Below are 18,722 nucleotides of genomic sequence, written 5' to 3' on the forward strand. Positions count from 1 at the left end.
ATAGAAGGAGAACGGTAAGAGGGGAGAAGCGCGAGGGTTTCTCCCCTCTTACCATTTCGTTATCAATTCGATCCTGATGAAAATTCGGCCATGCGGTTAGCCGTTCGACAGCTGGCCGTGCCGCCACCACATTCCTGCGCATTCCGGAACGATGCTCCATCGGTGATGCCGTACAGCTTCTGCAAGCGTATCGCCAAAGAAGAACCGGGTGAGCCGCTCGGCTTCCTCCGGCGAATCGAACCGGTAATCCGTCCGATGGACGGCCCGGGTGAATCCGTATGTTTCTTCGAGCTGGCGGTAGTAGGCGTTCAGGAAATCGGGAGGTTGGGGCTGCTCCACACCCGTTCCCATCGTTTCGAAAACAATGACCGTCCCGTCCGGTTTCAAGACGCGGTCGATTTCGGCCATCGTCTGCTGCAGATTGCGCTGCCAGTCCGCGACGTTGCTGCTGGCAATATAACAGATGCTCCAGCCGGATACGACCAGGTCGACGGCGCTGTCCGCCACCGGCAAGCTGCGGTGATCAGCCGTCTCCGTCCGCCAGTTGGCATGTCCAGCTTCGGCCAGCTTGGCGGCCGTGATGCGAAGCATCGCTTCCGATGCATCCAGCGCGACGAGCGACCGGACAGCTGGCGCCAGCGCCATGGAGAACCGCCCGGTCCCCGCGCCCAGATCGAGCGCATCGAGTCCGGCTGCGGGTCTTACAGCCTCAATCAGGCGGAGCAGAGAGCGCTGCTTCGAGATGAGCTGATCGTACGTATCGGCTTGCGTGTTATAAATAACCGTGTGGTTTGGCATGTGAGCCTCCTCGAGTGTTTTTTTGCTGCAAGATGAGCGTACAGCTTCACGCAGCGAGAAGGTCAAGAATGAATTTTACTGGAGAGGGGAGAACGCTGGAGGGATGCAGCGAGCGGCCGTCCCGACGATGAAGCCGGGAACGGAAAACCATCGCTGTGTAATTGTTGAACCTGAATAAACAACGGCAGCAGACATCCGGGTTACTGCCGCATGATCGGAACGGCATACATGATGCACAGTTGCTCGTCCAGCATTTTATAGGTGGCAAGGTAGCCGCTGGCCTCGAACCAGCCGATCAAGCGCGGAATATCGGCAAAGTGCCGCTCGTCTGCAGGAGAGGCGGGCGTATGCGGGCTGCCCGTTGGTAAGCCTCCCTGCATCAGATCGGCGATGCAGATGCGGCCGTGCGGCTTCAGCACGCGCTTCATTTCCGCGAGCGCCAGCTTCTTCTCTTCATCGGTCAAATGGTGAAAAGCGTAGCTGGAGACGATAAAATGGAACTGCCGATCCGTGAACGGGAGCGATAAAAAATTGCCGAGCTTCGTCTCCAGCCCGGGATATTTGCGGCGGCAATGGTTCAGCATTTCTCTGGATTGGTCGGTTGCCGCCATTCGAATACCGTGAGCCAGAAACCGCCCGGCCAAATTGCCTGTGCCCGTGCCGATATCCAGCCCATACTCGCCCGGTGCAGGGGCGACCCAGCGCACGGTTTGGTCTAGCGCTTCGTCGTAATTGGGGTAATCGGCGCCGCCGGCGACCCGCTCGTCGTGAAGTGGAGCGAGCTTGTCGAAGTTCCAGTGGTCATGCCAGCTGGAACGCAATTCGCGAAGTCTTCGGGAGCCCTCGGCCAGCGTATAGACGTCGGCGAGAGGCAGCGATTGCTTCTGCTTGAGCATTGAGATCATCTCGTCCGTCGTTTCGACCATTTGCTTCAGCTCGAGCCATTGCGAGAACATGACCGATCGCTGAATCTCCAGCAGCGCCAGCAGCTCGCTCTGGTTGCCAGCCTCAACCTCGATCAGCGCCATCCGAATATCTTCGATGCGCATGCCAACTTCCCGCAGCGCAATAATGCACTGCAGCTTCCATACATCAGCTTCGGTAAATGACCGGTATTGGTTGTCGGCCGATTTGGCCGGACGAATCAACCCTTTCTCCTCGTAAAAACGGATGGCCCGCGGTGAAATGTTCAGCTTGGCGGCGATTTCTTTAATTTGCATGAGACAGCGGTCGTCCTTTCCCGGATTGCGGTTTGGAAACGTCTGGGGAAGATGGAGACGGATCTCCTTTTACGATAAACCTTTCCGCAACGTCAATGTAAAGAGCCGAGGAAGCGAGGCTGGTCGGCGAAAAGCCTGAACATACCATCGCCTACCGATCATGAAGAACAGGCAGCATCTCCTGTACTTTGCTGCGATAGGCCGCCGGGGAGATGCCGTACTTCTCCTTGAACACTTTATGGAAAAACGTGTAGCTCTTGAAGCCGCAGCTATCGGAAATTTGTCCGAGTGTCATCGAGGTATAGTTCATCCGGTCCACGGCGCCTGACAGTCGGATGTCCATGGCATACTGGATCATCGTCTTGCCGTAGCTCTCCTTGAACAAGTGCACGGCTCGCGAAACGCTCAAGCCGACATGCTTGGCAACGTCCTCGAGCGCAAACGTCTCCATCGCGTGCGCTTCGACGTACCGCTTCATGCGGGCTGCCGTGTAGGGTCGGCTCTGGGCGGGATCCGTCTCGTGAATCGCCCGGTCCAGATACAGGCAGAAAGCGCCGAGCAGATGGGCCGTCAGCTCGCGGTTATCCTCACTGAGCCGGTGCTTCTCCAATATAAGCTGCTTCCACAAGGATAATAGCATTTCGCTCGGCTCGATCCGGTATTTCCATTTGCGCGGTGCCCGATTCCACCATGCAATCATTTGATCATTCAAGCAAAATAAATAATAATCGCCGCTGGCGATTTTGGCGGCGGACGGGTCAGCCGCAGGTTCTTCGCCGATTCGCAGCTCGTAGAGGGTGCCGGGAGGCAGCAGCAGCACATCCCCTGGAGCCAGGCGGCTCTCCCGGCCGTTCACCGAGACGACGCCGGCGCCTTCCGTTTGCAGGCGAATCAAATAACTGCCAAGCCCTTGCCCCCGATGGCTTGTATAAAATTTGCTCGTGTGGTAAGAGAAGCCGCACACCAATATGTTCTTCTTCAATTAAGTCCACCACCCCAACAGCAAGATCGTTGAACTATTATATATTATCGGCGAAGTAGGAAGAGCTTGCAATCCGAGGATTCGTTCGCGGTAGAGAAGGAGGGGGATACGAAGAAAGGGATGCGGCATGAACAGACGTGAGGGCGCGCCCGGAACTCACACGCACGGGTCCGGGTAATAAGTGCTACCGGTAGGGGCCCTACCGACCGCCACGCAGTGCTGAATCACACGCCCGCATGCTTAAATTCGCGCCCATTGAAATCACGGGATCATGGTGCTCGGGCCGCTCACCCGCGTGCCCCCGTGCTTCCGCAGGGGGTACGCGTTCGAGTCAGGGGAGGGGGAGATACGGCGCTGAAATTTGCGTTCATACGCGCTATTGCTTGAATGGACATATGGCGGACGCATTATTCCGATCGCATGGAATGATGACAAGCCCGGCGTTCGTTACCATCCTGTGCCGGCGCGGTGGAAATGCAGGAACCGCGTGCCCTGGTACCCGAGCTGGCCTTGATCGCCTTCGGCCATCAGCCCGTAGTCTGCGCCGCGTACGTGCAGCTCGATCCGGTCGCCGTTCTCGAACTGAAACGTCACGTAGTACGAAGTGTGAGCGGACGTGTCGCCGCTCCCACCGCTGACCTGCGTCCGCTTGGATACGATGGTTGCGGAGGCGACGACTTTCTCGCTTGCGTTATTATTCATCCAGGTGAACAGCCCCTTGCCGATCACGAACACGAAGACGCCGATCACGAATATGGGAATTAAGGTGAACAAGACCGAAAAGAGGGGTGGCGGTCCGCCGAACGATACATGCACAGTATCAGCTCCTAACGTCGAATCTTTGATAATAAAGACGTGCGGGTACATAAAAAGTTCCATGATTTGCAAAAACGGGTCCCTGAAATTGCCGGAAGCCCCCACTTTACTCTTGCCGCGGAACGCGATATAATGACAGCATCACGCGGTTGTGGTGGAATGGCAGACACGCTATCTTGAGGGGGTAGTGGGCTTACGCCCGTGGAGGTTCGAGTCCTCTCAACCGCATATGCATTTGCGCAGGAAAGACGCCTTGGGCCCAAGGCGTCTTTATTCATGTCAAGCATGGGCCGGGTTTGCCGAGCCTGGCCTTCTGTCGTATACGCAATCGCTATTGTAACGCAGCAATCGCACAAGGCTGCGTTCACAAGCTTGCGTGCCTTCCCGCGGCCTATAACCGCGCCAGAGACTGCCGCTCCGCCTGCGGCTTGCATTTGCGGCAGACGCCCACAACTTTGCCGTGCACGGGGCCGGCATAGAAGGTGAGCTCCTTCGGATTTACTTTTTGCTTGCAATAAGAGCAGCTTTGCTTTTGCAGCGACAGCTTTTTTCGCTGCAGCGGAGTCGGTCCCTTACGGCTGCGCTTTCTCGACCCGACGATCCAGATCAATAACAGTATAACTGCCACGGCGACGAGTCCGTACGCAAGCTCCCGGCTGAAAAACGCCATTGCACTCACCTCGCAATATAGCTGCTCGCGGCACGCCAAGGCAGCTTCATTTCCTGGAACCTATAATATAATTCTGCAAACGGCGGGAGGATTCCTTTTTCTTGCCGCAAAATGGCCTATCCCGTATACTATACTGGTGAAATATGGATTGTTGGGGAAGGTGAGCCTCGTGAATGTGAATGCGGCATTGCAAGCGGCAAACGGTACCGATCTGCTCAAGCAGGCGGTCGGCATCACGCTGCTGAATACAGTGAAGGATACCCAGGCGGCGCAAGCGGCAACGATGCTGCGCGATTTTGCCGCGGCTCAGCATCCGCACCTGGGCAAAAGTCTGGATATACGCGTATAGCGGGTGCCGGCATGGCGTTTCACTGCTCCGTACAGGCGGCCGTCAAATGGCTGCGCTTGGGCGGGGCTGTTTTTTGTTCGGAGAAAGGTAACAAATTCCTTCCGGCCATCCGATATAAAAGATGAGAGAATGGAGGGAATTCAGTTGATGAGGCTTTCCTTACCGATGCGACGATTGCTTGTCGCGATGCTTATGGCTTCCTTGATGCTGACGCTTTGGCCAGCCCAAGCGATTCGGGCGGCAGCCAGCTTCTCCGATGTCGACGCCAGGTACGATTGGGCGGTTCGCTCCATCAGTGTCATGGCGGAAAAGCAAGTATTAACCGGCTATCCCGACGGGAGCTTTCGTCCGGAACTGCCGGTCAGCAAAGCTGAATGGTCGGTCATGGTATACCGGCTATTCGACAGATACCGGCCGAATTTGTATGTGGAAGGTCCGCGAAAACTCGGCGGCTTGGCCGATGTGCCTGCGCAGTATTGGGCGTATAAGGAAATTTCGGAGCTGTACGATACGACGTTCTCCATCGGCGGCTACGGCGTGAACCGGAGCGGGGAGCTCGCGTTCCGTCCCGACAAGCCGCTCACGAGACTGCAGCTCGCGCAGCTGCTGTATGCTTTCTTCGATAACCGGCTGATCGACTGGAGACTCGACAATTCGGTGGCTTGCTCGGTCGTTTCTCAGCTCAAGGATGTCCCGGTGAAGGTCTTCGCGGGCCAAGCGGGATATGATGCCGCTACGGCCGACGGACGGTATGCGGCGAACGGCTTGATGAACGCGGACAGCGACGAGATGTATACGACGCTGCTGCTCGATCACGAGCGCGACGATTGCACGCTTGGCAGCGACCCGCTTTCCAACGTGCAGACGAAGGCGCTTGCCAGCTTGAAGGCCAACGGCATTATGACGCCGGATGAGGGCGGCTATTTTCGTCCGCAAGAACCGGTGACGCGGGCGGAAGCCGTCACCATTCTCGACAGGGCGTATCACTTCCTGAAAAGAAACGACTGGCTGTTCGATTACTCCACCGTCAATCTGGACGGAGACGGGCCGTTAGGCGGCTCGGGCGGTCCGGTTCTTCCGGGGCAAGGGCAGAGCTCGTCCGGCGGCGGCACGTTCAACAACAATCCCAGCAGCAATGTGATTGTCCCGCCGGGGAGCAATTCGTCGTCCTGGTCCGACAAATCGATCATCCGCGTGCAGGATTATTTCAACGAGAACGGCGTCATCGTCAAAGACGTGCGGAATAACGGCGAGCTGGAGGCGGCGGTGCAGCCCAAAGGGAAGCGGTATATGACCGTGGATCTGAAAGCGAAGGAAAAGGTGGATCTGTACATCATCTTGGACGGTAAAATCGCCTTCGTGAAGCAGGAGGAATTCCCGCTGACGCTGTCGGTGACCGGCATATCCACCGTAGGTCTCCGCTCGCAGCAGCGCAGTCCGAACCCGAACGTGCGCGGCGAGCTGAACGTGACGGTGACGGTCGCTCTGCTGGATGAAGAGCCGACGAAGAAAAAGAAATAAGACCAGCGAAAAAGGCCGCCGCACTCCGATAGGAAGAGGATGCGACGGCCTTTCCATTTCAATATGCCGGGCCGCGGCGGATGTATGGCTGCAGGAAGCGGGGCTTATTGCAGCAAATGCTTGTATGGCGAATAGTCGATTTGATGTTTATCCAGATAAGAGGTCAGACTCTTGTAGTCCCGTTTGGGCGTAGCCAGTATGTACCCCTTGATGCAGTGCTCCTGCGTGACGCGGTCCGCCTTGTCCTCCAGAGCGACCTGTCCGATCTTGGCCGCGATCGAGTGGCTGGCGATATCCCGGAACGGGCTCGGTACCGGCGCGACGAGCATCTCCAGAAACGCCTTCGATTCGTCATCCCACAGATGGCGGGAAGCTTCGACGTAATGATTTTGCCAATCCAGCTTCGATTTGCCGTCCTCGCGGGGAAGCACCTTGAAAAATTTGCGGAACATGAAGTAGCCGCCGACCGACATCATAAAGATCAGCACAAATACCCAAAAAAATATAAACCACATAAACCCGGTGTGCACGGAATTCATCGAAAGGTCACCTCGCCTCCATTATACCCCAAAATACGCCGCGACGAAAACGTTCGGTTCTAAAGGTATTCTTTTCCTATTCTAGCTTTCTGGCGGCAATCCTAGTAGAATAATAAAAGTGAATAAAAAAGGAGTGATTCTTGCTTATGATCAAGATAGGCTCGCATGTATCGTTTTCCGATAAAGGTCTGCTCAACGCGGCGGAGGAAGCCGTATCTTACGGCTCCGGCACATTCATGATCTATACCGGCGCACCGCAAAACACGCGCCGTAAACCGATAGAAAACCAATACATCGAAGAGGGCAAGGCGCTCATGGAAAAGCACGGCATCGGCGACATTATCGTCCATGCCCCATATATTATCAACCTTGGGTCGTATAAGGAAGACACGTATGAGCTGGCGATCCGTTTCCTTCAGGAAGAAATTCGCCGCACGGATTATATCGGCGTGAAGCAGATCGTTCTGCATCCCGGCGCTTATACGGACAAGGATGCCGAATACGGCATTTCCCGGATCGCGCAAGGCTTGAACGAAGTATTGGACGGCGTGAAAGACACGAACGTGAACATTGCGCTGGAGACGATGGCCGGCAAAGGAACCGAGATCGGCCGCAGCTTCGAGGAGCTGGCTTCGATCATCGAGAAGGTCGAGAATAACGGCAAGCTGACCATATGTCTGGATACGTGCCACGTGAACGACGCCGGTTACGATATCGTGAACGACCTCGACGGCGTCGTCGAGCAGTTTGACCGCATCATCGGGCTGGACCGTCTCGCGGTTGTCCATTTGAACGACAGCAAAAACCCGAGAGGCGCCGGTAAAGACCGTCACGCTCCTGTCGGAGCGGGCTGGATCGGATTCAAGGCGATGCACGGCGTCGTGCATCATGAGCAGTTGAAGCATTTGCCGTTTATTCTCGAGACGCCGTGGATCGGCAAAGAGGACAACAGCCAGCGTCCGATGTACGAGACGGAGATCGCGCTGCTCGGCGGTACGGTGAAGGAGCGTTTCGGCGAAGAGTTTCTGAGCGATGTCGAGAAGCTGGACCATTTCTTCACCAAGCAGGATATCCGCGCGCGGGAATACGTGCTGCAAACGTGGGATGTGCTGAAAACCGACGCGAAGGCCAAAAAAGCCGACGGCCGCGAGCCGATGGAGCGGCTGTACGATATGGTGCTGGCCGAAAGCCTGCTGCCGGAGCTAAACGAAGAACAGGTAAACCAGCGGTTGACCGCTTGGTTCGCGGGCGAGCATCTGTTTGCCGCCGTATAAAATAAAGGAATAGCAGCTGAAGGAGTAGACAGAACATCATGATTCAAAAAGTAACCCCAACGAAAAGCGCCGATCTGACGAACCGCGCGCGCATGCTTGTGTCGTGCCCGGACCAACCCGGCATTGTTGCGGCGGTATCGCAATTTCTGTTCGAGCACGGAGCGAATATCGTACAATCGGATCAATACACGATGGACCCGGAAGGCGGATTGTTCTTCATCCGGATCGAGTTCGACCTCGAGAAGCTGGACAGCCGGGAGGCGCAGCTGAAGGCCGACTTCGCCGAGGTTGCGGCCAAGTTTCGGATGGAGTGGAGCATGACCCGGGCAGATCGGAAGAAGCGGCTTGCCATCTTCGTCTCCAAGGAAGAGCATGCCTTGCTGGAGCTGCTGTGGCATTGGCAATCCGGCGATCTGGATGCGGAGATCGCCATGGTCATCAGCAACCATGACGATATGCGGGGATTGGTCGAGCCGCTGGGCATCCCGTATCACCATATCCCAGTGTCGGCCGAGACGAAGGCCGAGGCGGAGAAGCGCCAGCTGGAGCTGGTGTCCGGCGAAGTGGACGCTGTCGTTCTGGCCCGCTACATGCAGATCATTACGCCGAAATTCATCGAGCATTTCCCGAACCGGATCATCAATATTCACCATTCCTTCCTGCCGGCTTTCGTCGGCGGCAAGCCGTATGCGCAAGCGTATAACCGCGGCGTCAAAATCATCGGCGCGACCGCGCACTATGTGACCGAGGAGTTGGACGGCGGCCCGATCATCGAGCAGGACGTGCAGCGGGTCAGCCACCGCGACAACGTCGATGACCTCAAGCGGATCGGGCGCAACATCGAGCGGACCGTATTGGCGCGCGCCGTGTCGTGGCATGTGGAGGATCGCGTTATCGTGCACCAGAACAAAACGGTAGTGTTCAGCTAAAAAGAGAGCGAACGCGCGGAACGGCGGGCTCGGCGGAGCCTGCCGAATCCGTGCTCTTGGCGTGCGGTGCGGCAGGGAAGGCGGTCGCACCGCTGCCTCGCCGCTGTGCGCTTCACCACTTTAAAGCAATCGCAGAGTCGTCTTGTTGCAGGCAGCGAAGCAGTCGGCTGACCGGAGGACAGGCGTATCTGCCGGCAAGCCTCTGCCTGGCGGTTGTCCTGCGCACACGTCCGGTAGATGTCGTGCGGCAGCTCGCCAGGGCTCTGCTGTCGTCATGCGTCCCGTGCGGGTGCGGGAAGCCGCAGGAATGGGGAACACAAATTTTTCACGTATGTTTCGCCGTTTGTTATGGCAAACTGGGACAGGGAATGGTACAATAAGGCAAGTTTAAATAAACGACAATGCACACGTGAACAATGGCCTTGTTTGATAAATGAACGAAGTCGGACATGCTTATACGCCGAAGGTCTCATGTGCTGTAAAAAGACGTAGGAGGATAACAATGACGGTAACAAACAAATCGATCGAACAATTATCTGTGGATACGATCCGTACGCTCTCCATCGATGCGGTGGAAAAAGCGAAGTCCGGCCACCCGGGCATGCCGATGGGCGCTGCGCCGATGGGGTACGAGCTGTTTGCCAAGGTGATGAACCATAACCCGGATCAGCCGAACTGGATCAACCGCGACCGTTTCGTGCTGTCGGCAGGACACGGCTCGATGCTGCTGTACAGCCTTCTGCATCTGAGCGGCTACGATCTTCCGTTGGAAGAGCTGCAGAAGTTCCGCCAATGGGGCAGCCTGACGCCGGGTCACCCGGAAGTGGGACATACGCCGGGCGTTGACGCGACAACCGGTCCGCTGGGACAAGGTTTCGGCATGGCTGTCGGTATGGCGATGGCGGAAGCGCATCTGGCTGCGGCATACAACCGCGATCAATTTAACGTAATCGATCACTATACATACGTCATCTGCGGCGACGGAGACCTGATGGAAGGCATCTCGTCCGAATCCGCTTCGCTGGCAGGCCACCTCAAGCTCGGCAAGCTGATCGTGTTGTACGATTCCAACGATATTTCGCTCGACGGCGAGCTGAACCTGTCCTTCTCCGAGAACGTGGCGACGCGCTTCGAAGGCTACGGCTGGCAAGTGCTTCGCGTCGAGGACGGCAACGATTTGGACGCGCTTCACCAAGCGGTGCTCTCCGCACAGGCGGACTACCGTCCGACTATGATCGAAGTGAAGACGGTCATCGGCTACGGCAGCCCGAACAAAGCGGGCAAAGGCGGCCACGTCGGCCCGCACGGTTCTCCGCTTGGCGTGGACGAAGTGGCGCTCACGAAGAAAGCGTACGGCTGGGACGACTCGCAGCATTTCCATGTGCCTGCTGAAGTACGCGCGCATTTTGACGAAGTGAAGCAAAAGGGCATTCAAACCTACGAAGCATGGCAAAAGCAATTTGCGGCCTACGCAAGCGCTTATCCGGAGCTGGCGAAGCAGTTCGAAACCGCGGTAGCGGGCGACCTGCCGGAAGGCTGGGACAAAGACATTCCGGCTGAGATTCCGGCCGATAAAGGCACGCGGACCGCTTCCGGGATCGTGCTGAACGCGATCGCGCAGAACACGCCGGCGCTCGTAGGCGGCTCCGCCGACCTCGAGTCTTCCACGATGACGCACATGAAAGGCCTTGGACAAATGACGGCCAAAGACTATAGCGGCCGCAACATTTACTACGGCGTGCGCGAGTTCGGCATGGGCGCGGCAGTGAACGGCATGCTGCTGCACGGCGGCTTGAAAGTATTCGGCGGCACGTTCTTCGTCTTCTCCGATTACTTGCGTCCGGCGATTCGTCTCGCTTCGATCATGAACGTACCGGCGATCTACGTGTTCACGCACGACAGCATCGGTGTCGGCGAAGACGGCCCGACGCATGAGCCGATCGAGCAGCTCGCGGCGCTTCGCGTCATTCCGGGGCTGACGGTCATCCGTCCGGCCGACGGCAGCGAGACGGCAGCGGCATGGCGTTATGCGGCGGAGAACAAGCGCGGTCCGGTTGCGCTGATCTTTTCCCGCCAAGCGGCCGCACAGCTGGAAGGCACGAAGGACGGCGCGGTGAACCGCGGTGCATACGTGCTCTCCGATGCGCCAGGCGGCAAGCCGCAAGCGCAACTCCTGGCAACGGGAACGGAAGTGCAGCTCGCGGTAGCGGCGCAAAAGCAGCTGGCCGAAGAAGGCATCGCGGTTCGCGTCATCAGCATGCCGAGCTGGGAGCTGTTCGACAAGCAGTCGCAGGAGTACAAAGATTCCGTCATTCTCCCGGACGTCAAAGCGCGTCTTGCGGTAGAAATGGGTCACTCGTTCGGCTGGGAGCGTTATGTCGGCGACCAGGGCAGCGTGCTGGGCATCAACAAGTTCGGCGCATCCGCTCCGGGGCCGGTCGTGATTCGCGAGTACGGCTTTACGGTTGAAAACGTCGTTTCCCAAGTGAAACAGCTTCTGAAATAAATGATTGCTGATGAAGGACGCCGCGGATGGCGATCGGACGCTTCGGGCTTGCAGCGCAGGCTCGGAGCGGTCCGAAGCTTCCCGGCGTTCGTCAATGCTTAAAGGAGAATCCGGTTCATGTCCCAATTCGAGAACGTTACCGCCGTAAAGAAAGCGAATATTTACTTTGACGGCAAAGTCACAAGCCGCACCGTCCTGTTTGCCGACGGCACCAAGAAGACGCTTGGCATTATGCTTCCGGGCGAATACGAGTTCGGTACGGATGCGAAGGAAATTATGGAGATTATGGCAGGCGAGCTCAAGGTGCTGCTTCCGGGCGCAAGCGAATGGCTGCACATTAACGGCACGGGGGAATTTACCGTACCGGCCAACAGCAAGTTCAAGCTCGAGATCCAGACCGTGACGGATTACTGCTGCTCTTATATCGCTGAGTAATCTTTCGGACGAGAATATAAAAGAACCCCGCAGACAACGAGGGCGCTTCCTATGGGAAGTGCTGCGCTCGCGTCTTGCGGGGTTTTTGTTAACGTGCATACGGAAAATGTAAGCTTGGGCAAGCATGTAAGCGAACCAATCCACTGTGGCTGCGATTACAAGGCGGTGTCCGCTTCCGGCTCGCTGCTCTGGCTGCGGATATACTGCTCCAGCTTGAGCCGCACATGCGGCGAGAGGCCGGACAGCATGCAGCCGTAGCGGAACTGACTCTCCTCGTGATCGATGCGGATGATGCGCGCCGTAATCGGGGGCAGCTCGGCCTCCTGCGGAAAATGGATCACAATGAACATATCACGGGCAAGCGGCGTTTCGGATAAGATGCGAATGCCGCTGTCCGACAAGTCCTCCAGCATCCCGTCAATCAGCTGTCCGGAGAATGCGCCTTCCTGCTCCCATTGATAGACCGACAGGTGAAGCTTGATATTCATGCGGATGCGCGTGCTTTTGCGGCGTTCCCCGTCCGCTCCGGCTTGTCCGCCGGATGGCCGGCCGCTGACCTCGGCATGGATCCAGTCTTCATAGCATTTGACGACTGCGCTCAAGTCTTCGTCGCCGAGCCCTTTGCCGAATCCCATCTGGAACAGGCTGGAAGCGGCGCGAAGCATCGGGGCGGGCATGCGGAACCGATTCGTCGCGTCCTCGGCCAGAATCAAATCCTTGAGCATCAGGCCAAGGGAGAACTGGCTGCTGAAATCGCGTTCGACGATTTTCGGACCTTTCAGCTCCGCTTGCTTGCTGTTGGCGCCGCCGGCTTGCACGATGCTCAGGAAGTTCGAAGGATCAATTCCGGCCTTGACGGCCATGGCCAGCCCTTCTACAAGCGCAGCGGCATTAATGCCGACGATCGTATTATGCGCCAGCTTCGCATACGACCCGGAACCGGACGGTCCCATATAGATAATCGTCGTACCCATCGCTTCCAGCACGTCCCGGTGCTTCTCCAGCGCTTCTTCCGGTCCGCCAACCATAAAGCCGAGCGTTCCGCTCTCCGCCGCCGGCTTGCTGCCGGCAACCGGCGCGTCCAGGAAGTCGGCCAGATGCGCGGCGCACTCGTCATGCAGCCTTCGGCTCGTCTCCGGCGATACGGTGCTGCAGTCGATGACGGTTTGTCCGGGCCGCAGGCTGTGGACGATCCCGTTCGCTCCGAAGACGGCGTCCAGCACGACCTGCTCCGTGCTCAGCATCGTAATGACGACATCCGCCTCCTGCGCGGCGTCCGCCGGACTTTGGGCCACTCGGGCCCCCAGTAGGGCCGGATCATTCGCTTTCTCCGCGGAACGGTTATAGACGGCGACGGAGAAGCCTTTCTTCAATAAATTGGCGGCCATAGGCTTGCCCATGGTTCCCAGCCCGATAAAAGCGATGGTTTTCAATAATATCACCTCTTCCACTGATTGTAACATTTCATCGCTTTACTGTGAAATGGACACTTGCTTTCCCGAGGTAAAGTGAAGTATGCTATGGAAAAGCGAATATACAGCAAAAGTATAAGGTTAGGGGGATTTGTGATCAATGAGCGGTAAGCTTCGTTTCGATTACAGCAAAGCGCTCGGCTTCGTCGCGAAGCACGAGGTGAATTATTTGGAGGCGGCGGTGCAAAAGGCGCACGAGCAGCTTCATGAGAAAACTGGCGCAGGCAGCGACTATCTCGGATGGATTGACCTTCCGGTGAATTACGATAAAGAGGAATTTGCGCGAATTCAGCAGGCGGCAAGGCAAATCCAGTCCGACTCCGACGCGCTCGTCGTGATCGGCATCGGCGGATCGTATCTCGGAGCAAGAGCGGCGATCGAGATGCTCAGCCACAGCTTCTATAACTTGCTTCCCAAAGGCAAGCGCAAGACGCCGGAAGTATATTTTGTCGGACAAAACATCAGTTCTACATATGTGACGCACCTGCTGCAACTGCTTGAAGGGAAAGACATCTCCGTGAACGTCATTTCCAAATCGGGCACGACGACGGAGCCGGCGATCGCTTTCCGCATTTTCCGCGACCTGCTCGAGAAGAAGTACGGCAAGGAAGCGGCGCGCAAGCGTATTTACGCTACGACGGACCAAGCCAAGGGCGCGCTGAAGAAGCTGGCGACGGAGGAAGGCTACGAAAGCTTCGTCATTCCGGATGACGTTGGCGGCCGCTATTCGGTGCTGACGGCGGTCGGTCTGCTGCCGATCGCAACGGCAGGCGTCGATATCGAGGCGATGATGCGCGGAGCGGCGGATGCGCGCGAAGCGTATGCAAGCCCGAGCCTGCAGGAGAACGAAGCATACCAATACGCAGCGGTGCGCAATGCGCTGTACCGCAAAGGCAAGACGACGGAAATTCTCGTCAACTACGAGCCGTCACTGCACTACGTGTCCGAATGGTGGAAGCAGTTGTTCGGCGAGAGCGAAGGCAAGGACAACAAAGGTATATATCCGTCCTCCGTCGATTTCTCCACCGATCTGCATTCGATGGGTCAATTCATTCAGGAAGGCTCGCGCAACCTGTTCGAAACGATCATCCAGGTAGAGCAGGTAGAGCACCATATCGAGATCGGCCACGATCCGCAAGACTTGGACGGGCTGAACTTCCTGACCGGCAAGACGATGGATTTCGTCAACAAGAAGGCGTTCCAGGGCACGATGCTGGCCCACTCCGACGGAGGCGTGCCGAATCTGATCGTGACGCTGCCGGATACGAGCGCGTATACGTTCGGCTACATGGTATACTTCTTCGAAAAAGCTTGCGGCATCAGCGGCTATCTGCTCGGCGTCAACCCGTTCGATCAGCCAGGCGTCGAAGCGTATAAGAAAAATATGTTCGCGCTGCTCGGCAAGCCGGGATACGAGAAAGAAAAAGCGGAGCTCGAAGCAAGACTGTCCGAATAAACGCGCGGTCGGTTCGCGCCCAGGCGGCGGAACGGCTGCCGGTTCATTGAAAAATGCTACGTTACGGTTTCACGGTTCACTGGCGTGAGATCGGATTTGAGTCATATGGCGAAAAAAGCGGTTCATCCTTCGGGTGGCTGCTTTTTTTGCAAATGGTGTATACGCTGCCATGCAGAAGGAGAGAAAGGAGGAGCCAAACGAAGGTGCTGATGCAATATCGTACGGTCAAAGGTCCGGGTCAGGCGGAAATCGTGATCAAGAAATCCCGCTTTATCGGTCATGCGAAACCGGTTGCATCCGAAGAGGAAGCCATCGAGTTTATTGAGGGGATCAAAAAGGAGTATTGGTCCGCAACGCATAACTGCTCCGCTTATATGATCGGCGAGCGCGACGAAATTCAGAAGGCGTCTGACGACGGCGAACCGAGCGGGACGGCGGGCAAACCGATCCTCGAGGTGATCAGAAACCAGGGGCTTAAAAACGTCGTCGTTGTGGTTACGCGTTACTTTGGCGGCATTATGCTGGGTGCGGGCGGATTGATTCGGGCGTATACGGACGGCGCGGTGGCCGGTTTGTCGGCTGCAGAGCAGGTGTATAAGGTACTGCATCAAGAAGTGCGGGTGGAAATCGACTATACGTTATTGGGGAAAGTCGAGAACGAGCTGCGGGGACGCGACATGCTGATGGGGGAAACGGCATTTACCGATAAAGTCACACTTTGTTGTTTGCCGCTTGCTGCGGAGGCCGATCACTTCGTCCATTGGATGACGGATCTAACCCATGGTCAAGGCGTGATTGTTCCAGGTGAAGAGCGATATATAGAGCATGCCGAGCTGCCCTGAGCAAGGGAGCCGGCGGCCTTGAATATAGAGGAAGCGAACTAGCGCAAAGGGGAGTGCGGGAAATTGGCGAGAAAAGCGGTTGCACAGGAGTTGAGCCGTGAGCGGATTCTCGATGAAGCGAGGCAACTCTTCGTCGAGCACGGCTATCATGCTTTAACGATGCGCAGCATCGCAAAGGCGATGGGATATAGTCATGGTGCGCTTTACTACCATTTTAAGGAAAAGGCAGAACTGTTCTACGCGTTGGTAACGGAAGACTTCAATACGCTGCTGGATCGTCAGCGGGAGATGCTGAGCCGAACGCGTCTCGGCGATTTGGCGCAGCTGGAACGGCTGATGCTGGAGTTCGTCCGCTTCGGCCTCGAGAATCCGAACCATTACGAGATCATGTTCATGATTAAAGATCCGGAGCTCCAGCGCTACTCGCGGACCGAGCAGGCGCAGAGCCTGGATTTGTTCGCAACGGTCGTGCGGGCGGTCGTGGCCAAGCAGCCGATGAGCGAAAAGAAGATGTACAGTTTGCCTTGGAGCTTGTTTATGTCGCTGCACGGATTCATCTCGTATAATATTCATTATAGCCAATCGTACGAGGACGTAAAAAAACTGGCCGAGTCGCACGTCAAATATTTATGCCAAGGGCTGCAAGCCTAAAATACGCTCCTGACACACATCCCAATAAATCGTTGCAGCCTGCTGCTTCAATGCTTTGAAGCATTGACGCTTGCCCGCTTATCCGCGTATAAACTTTACCAGACAAGTGCGGTCCCGCGGGCCGTCGAATTCACAAAAATAAATGCCCTGCCAGCGTCCGAGCAGCAGCCGGGACCCTGCCACGATCACCGTCTGGGAGGAGCCGGTTGTCATGGCTTTCAGATGCGACGCGGTGTTCCCTTCGGCGTGCCGGTACTTCGGATGCTCCCAGGGGTATACTTCATCGAGCCGCATCAACACATCGCGCTTCACATCCGGGTCGGCGTTCTCCTGAATGGTGATGCCGGCCGTCGTATGCGGGCAATAAATGACGGCGAGCCCGTCTTCCATCGCTTCTTTTTTCAATAAATCATGCACGTCGCGCGTAATTTCTATTAGCTCATCCCGTTCTTTGGTTCGAAGTTGCAGCGTATGTATCATATAGACCTCCTTAGACGTCAGCAGAATGCAGGTGTCCCCATTATATAGCACAGGGCGCTGAATCACAAAACGTGGTACAATGATTCAAGCTTGGAACAGAACAATCATGGGAAGGGATGAGATCGGTACATGGCGAATTTGAATGTGAACACGCTGGATAACACCGAATATATGATCGAGGCGATCAAGAAGAAGCTGCGCATGGCTACCGGCGCCGCTCTCAAGGCATCGCAATTAAATGACGAGCAGTATGACGACCTGCGTGATATTTATGAGATGGTCGCCAGTAAAAACCAGTTCAGCATTAGCGAGATTGAAGCGATAACGATGGAGATCGGCCGGCTTCGACGCGCTTAGAGCCGTTATTCCCCGGGGGCCTTCGAGTAAGCTGTGCCGCGGCGGCTCCGTTGCGGCGAGGGGTCCCGGGAAGAGCATTGCGGCGGCCCGTAAGGCGGCTGCTGAGTGATCTTGCGCGGATTGGACAACGGCACATCTTTGCCTGCTACGGACAGCCATACAGGCACAAGTGTCGCGCCTTCCGTACAATGTAGCGTTAACACCCGTTGACCGTCACCTGCCGGTGACGAGGATACGCAGGGCCTGGCCCGACGCTACAAGTTGGAGGTGCACACATGCAAAGCAAAGTGAGCAAGCAGAATGTCCAGACGCTGATCGGCAAATCGATTTATGCGGTGAAGAAAGACGGTACGGTTGTACAAGGCAAGCTGATCCGCATTAGCGGCAACAAGCTGCTGGTGGCTCCCCCCAAAGGGAAGCGAGCCAAGACATCAGCGATTCTTCCGCTCGTGCTGTTCGATCTGCTCGCGGTCGGAACGGCCCCTTATGCCTATGGCGGCTACGGTGGTTACGGAGGCTTCGGCGGCTACGGCTATGGCGGCTATGGTTACGGCGGATATCCGTACGGTTACGGTTTTTATTAGTTCGGTCATTTCATCGGCAATGCCGTCTCAAGGTTTGATCGCAATATGACGAACAGCCCGCTCTTGCGCAGTACGCTGCTGCTCGAGACGGGCTGTTTTTCCCATGTGGAGGATCTGAGAGGGCAGAGTCTGGCTGCATCCGGCAGACGCTGGGGCGTGTGTCTTATCGGCTCCGCGCGCGCTCGCTCCACTCGTCTGCCAGCGTGCTGTATACGGCCAGATCGATATAGCGGCCATAGAGCAGCTGCGCTCCGCGGGCGACGCCTTCCTGCTGGAAGCCGAGCCGCTCGGGAATGGCCCGGCTCTTGACGTTATGAATGCCTGCACAAATTTCCACCCGGTGCAGCTTAAGCTCGTATACCGCATAATCGACAAGCGCGCGGCAGGCTCGGGTCATGATGCCTTTTCCCTGAAACGATGCGCCGAGCCAGTAGCCAACCGCAGTCTTGCGGTTTGTCCAGCTTAGGCCGTGCAGGTCGATCACTCCGCACAGCTCGCCGCGATACTCAACCCCTGTCGTAATGCCTTCTCCTTTGGCCCAACGCTTGCGGGTTCCTTCGATGAATAAGCGGGTGTCCTCGACCGATTTCGTGTCATCGACCCAGGGCATCCACTCGCGAAGATAACGCCGATTCGTGTCCGTAAGCCGGAACAGCGCTTCGGCATTCGCTACCCCTAACATCGCGAGCCCGACTTCGGCATCGGTCTGGTACTTGAACATGGATACACCTCCACATTGTGCTGCATGGGTTCGCTCTCATTCATAAGATTCGATACGACGACACGGGAGTCCTGTCTGTGCGAGGGCATGGATCGTTATTCTGCAGGAATGAAATAGCGC

20 protein-coding genes and 1 tRNA gene are annotated in these 18,722 nt (G+C 56.7%); 12 read left to right on the forward strand and 9 right to left on the reverse strand.

Annotated features, from left to right (window positions below):
- Positions 1-96: 96 nt before the first annotated feature.
- The 4 genes from KXG62_RS27155 to KXG62_RS27170 all read right to left on the reverse strand — a co-directional run bounded on the left by KXG62_RS27155 (position 97) and on the right by KXG62_RS27170 (position 3,816).
- A complete protein-coding gene (locus tag KXG62_RS27155; protein ID WP_218095165.1) occupies positions 97-798 on the reverse strand; it encodes a class I SAM-dependent methyltransferase in 702 nt (233 codons plus the stop codon).
- Between the two features lie 200 nt (positions 799-998).
- Positions 999-2,018, reverse strand: a complete 1,020-nt coding sequence (locus tag KXG62_RS27160) for a MerR family transcriptional regulator (RefSeq protein ID WP_218095166.1) — start codon at positions 2,016-2,018, stop codon at positions 999-1,001.
- Between the two features lie 151 nt (positions 2,019-2,169).
- Positions 2,170-3,000 carry an AraC family transcriptional regulator gene (locus tag KXG62_RS27165; protein WP_218095167.1) on the reverse strand — a complete coding sequence of 277 codons (831 nt, stop codon included), beginning with the start codon at positions 2,998-3,000 and terminating at the stop codon, positions 2,170-2,172.
- Between the two features lie 447 nt (positions 3,001-3,447).
- A complete protein-coding gene (locus KXG62_RS27170; RefSeq protein ID WP_246627660.1) occupies positions 3,448-3,816 on the reverse strand; it encodes a DUF2500 domain-containing protein in 369 nt (122 codons plus the stop codon).
- A gap of 145 nt (positions 3,817-3,961) precedes the next feature.
- Here KXG62_RS27170 and KXG62_RS27175 point away from each other — a divergent pair.
- A tRNA-Leu gene (locus KXG62_RS27175) sits at positions 3,962-4,044 on the forward strand.
- A gap of 163 nt (positions 4,045-4,207) precedes the next feature.
- Here the strand turns inward: KXG62_RS27175 and KXG62_RS27180 are convergent.
- A complete protein-coding gene (locus tag KXG62_RS27180) occupies positions 4,208-4,486 on the reverse strand; it encodes a hypothetical protein (RefSeq protein ID WP_218095168.1) in 279 nt (92 codons plus the stop codon).
- Positions 4,487-4,655: 169 nt separating this feature from the next.
- Between KXG62_RS27180 and KXG62_RS27185 the strand changes: the two genes are divergently transcribed.
- Together KXG62_RS27185 and KXG62_RS27190 are read left to right on the forward strand one after the other, a co-directional pair.
- Complete coding sequence (locus KXG62_RS27185; protein WP_246627661.1) at positions 4,656-4,835, forward strand: putative motility protein; 180 nt, start codon at positions 4,656-4,658, stop codon at positions 4,833-4,835.
- 147 nt (positions 4,836-4,982) lie between these two features.
- Positions 4,983-6,356 (forward strand): S-layer homology domain-containing protein, encoded by a 1,374-nt coding sequence (locus KXG62_RS27190; RefSeq protein ID WP_218095169.1) that lies wholly within the window; start codon positions 4,983-4,985, stop codon positions 6,354-6,356.
- Positions 6,357-6,460: 104 nt separating this feature from the next.
- On the opposite strand, the gene KXG62_RS27195 is transcribed toward KXG62_RS27190, so the two are convergent.
- Positions 6,461-6,895 carry a DUF2621 domain-containing protein gene (locus tag KXG62_RS27195; protein WP_218095170.1) on the reverse strand — a complete coding sequence of 145 codons (435 nt, stop codon included), beginning with the start codon at positions 6,893-6,895 and terminating at the stop codon, positions 6,461-6,463.
- 146 nt (positions 6,896-7,041) lie between these two features.
- Here KXG62_RS27195 and KXG62_RS27200 point away from each other — a divergent pair, with 146 nt between their 5' ends.
- The 4 genes from KXG62_RS27200 (at position 7,042) to ppnP (ending at position 12,039) form a co-directional block, all read left to right on the forward strand.
- Complete coding sequence (locus KXG62_RS27200) at positions 7,042-8,169, forward strand: deoxyribonuclease IV (protein ID WP_218095171.1); 1,128 nt, start codon at positions 7,042-7,044, stop codon at positions 8,167-8,169.
- A 38-nt stretch (positions 8,170-8,207) separates the two neighbouring features.
- Entirely contained in the window at positions 8,208-9,098 is an 891-nt protein-coding gene (gene purU, locus KXG62_RS27205) for a formyltetrahydrofolate deformylase (protein ID WP_218095172.1), read from the forward strand.
- 502 nt (positions 9,099-9,600) lie between these two features.
- Positions 9,601-11,604: a transketolase gene (gene tkt / locus KXG62_RS27210; RefSeq protein WP_218095173.1), complete on the forward strand. Its 2,004-nt coding sequence runs from the start codon at positions 9,601-9,603 to the stop codon at positions 11,602-11,604.
- Between the two features lie 117 nt (positions 11,605-11,721).
- Positions 11,722-12,039, forward strand: coding sequence for a pyrimidine/purine nucleoside phosphorylase (gene ppnP / locus KXG62_RS27215; protein ID WP_218095174.1), 318 nt, complete (start codon positions 11,722-11,724; stop codon positions 12,037-12,039).
- 155 nt (positions 12,040-12,194) lie between these two features.
- Here the strand turns inward: ppnP and KXG62_RS27220 are convergent, their stop codons facing one another.
- A complete protein-coding gene (locus KXG62_RS27220; protein WP_218095175.1) occupies positions 12,195-13,472 on the reverse strand; it encodes an NAD(P)-binding domain-containing protein in 1,278 nt (425 codons plus the stop codon).
- Between the two features lie 139 nt (positions 13,473-13,611).
- Here KXG62_RS27220 and KXG62_RS27225 point away from each other — a divergent pair, with 139 nt between their 5' ends.
- The 3 genes from KXG62_RS27225 to KXG62_RS27235 all read left to right on the forward strand — a co-directional run bounded on the left by KXG62_RS27225 (position 13,612) and on the right by KXG62_RS27235 (position 16,460).
- A complete protein-coding gene (locus KXG62_RS27225) occupies positions 13,612-14,967 on the forward strand; it encodes a glucose-6-phosphate isomerase (RefSeq protein WP_218095176.1) in 1,356 nt (451 codons plus the stop codon).
- A gap of 203 nt (positions 14,968-15,170) precedes the next feature.
- On the forward strand, positions 15,171-15,809 hold the full coding sequence (locus tag KXG62_RS27230) for a YigZ family protein (protein ID WP_218095177.1): 639 nt from the start codon (positions 15,171-15,173) through the stop codon (positions 15,807-15,809).
- Positions 15,810-15,872: 63 nt separating this feature from the next.
- On the forward strand, positions 15,873-16,460 hold the full coding sequence (locus tag KXG62_RS27235) for a TetR/AcrR family transcriptional regulator (RefSeq protein ID WP_218095178.1): 588 nt from the start codon (positions 15,873-15,875) through the stop codon (positions 16,458-16,460).
- Between the two features lie 78 nt (positions 16,461-16,538).
- On the opposite strand, the gene KXG62_RS27240 is transcribed toward KXG62_RS27235, so the two are convergent.
- Positions 16,539-16,940, reverse strand: a complete 402-nt coding sequence (locus KXG62_RS27240) for a secondary thiamine-phosphate synthase enzyme YjbQ (RefSeq protein ID WP_218095179.1) — start codon at positions 16,938-16,940, stop codon at positions 16,539-16,541.
- 129 nt (positions 16,941-17,069) lie between these two features.
- Here KXG62_RS27240 and KXG62_RS27245 point away from each other — a divergent pair, with 129 nt between their 5' ends.
- Together KXG62_RS27245 and KXG62_RS27250 are read left to right on the forward strand one after the other, a co-directional pair.
- Entirely contained in the window at positions 17,070-17,297 is a 228-nt protein-coding gene (locus tag KXG62_RS27245) for a DUF1128 domain-containing protein (RefSeq protein ID WP_218095180.1), read from the forward strand.
- A gap of 275 nt (positions 17,298-17,572) precedes the next feature.
- Positions 17,573-17,881, forward strand: a complete 309-nt coding sequence (locus KXG62_RS27250; protein WP_218095181.1) for a hypothetical protein — start codon at positions 17,573-17,575, stop codon at positions 17,879-17,881.
- Between the two features lie 163 nt (positions 17,882-18,044).
- Here the strand turns inward: KXG62_RS27250 and KXG62_RS27255 are convergent, their stop codons facing one another.
- A complete protein-coding gene (locus KXG62_RS27255) occupies positions 18,045-18,602 on the reverse strand; it encodes a GNAT family N-acetyltransferase (protein ID WP_218095182.1) in 558 nt (185 codons plus the stop codon).
- Positions 18,603-18,722 lie beyond the last annotated feature (120 nt).

Source organism: Paenibacillus solanacearum (assembly GCF_910593845.1).
In the GTDB taxonomy this organism is placed as follows: domain Bacteria; phylum Bacillota; class Bacilli; order Paenibacillales; family NBRC-103111; genus Paenibacillus_G; species Paenibacillus_G solanacearum.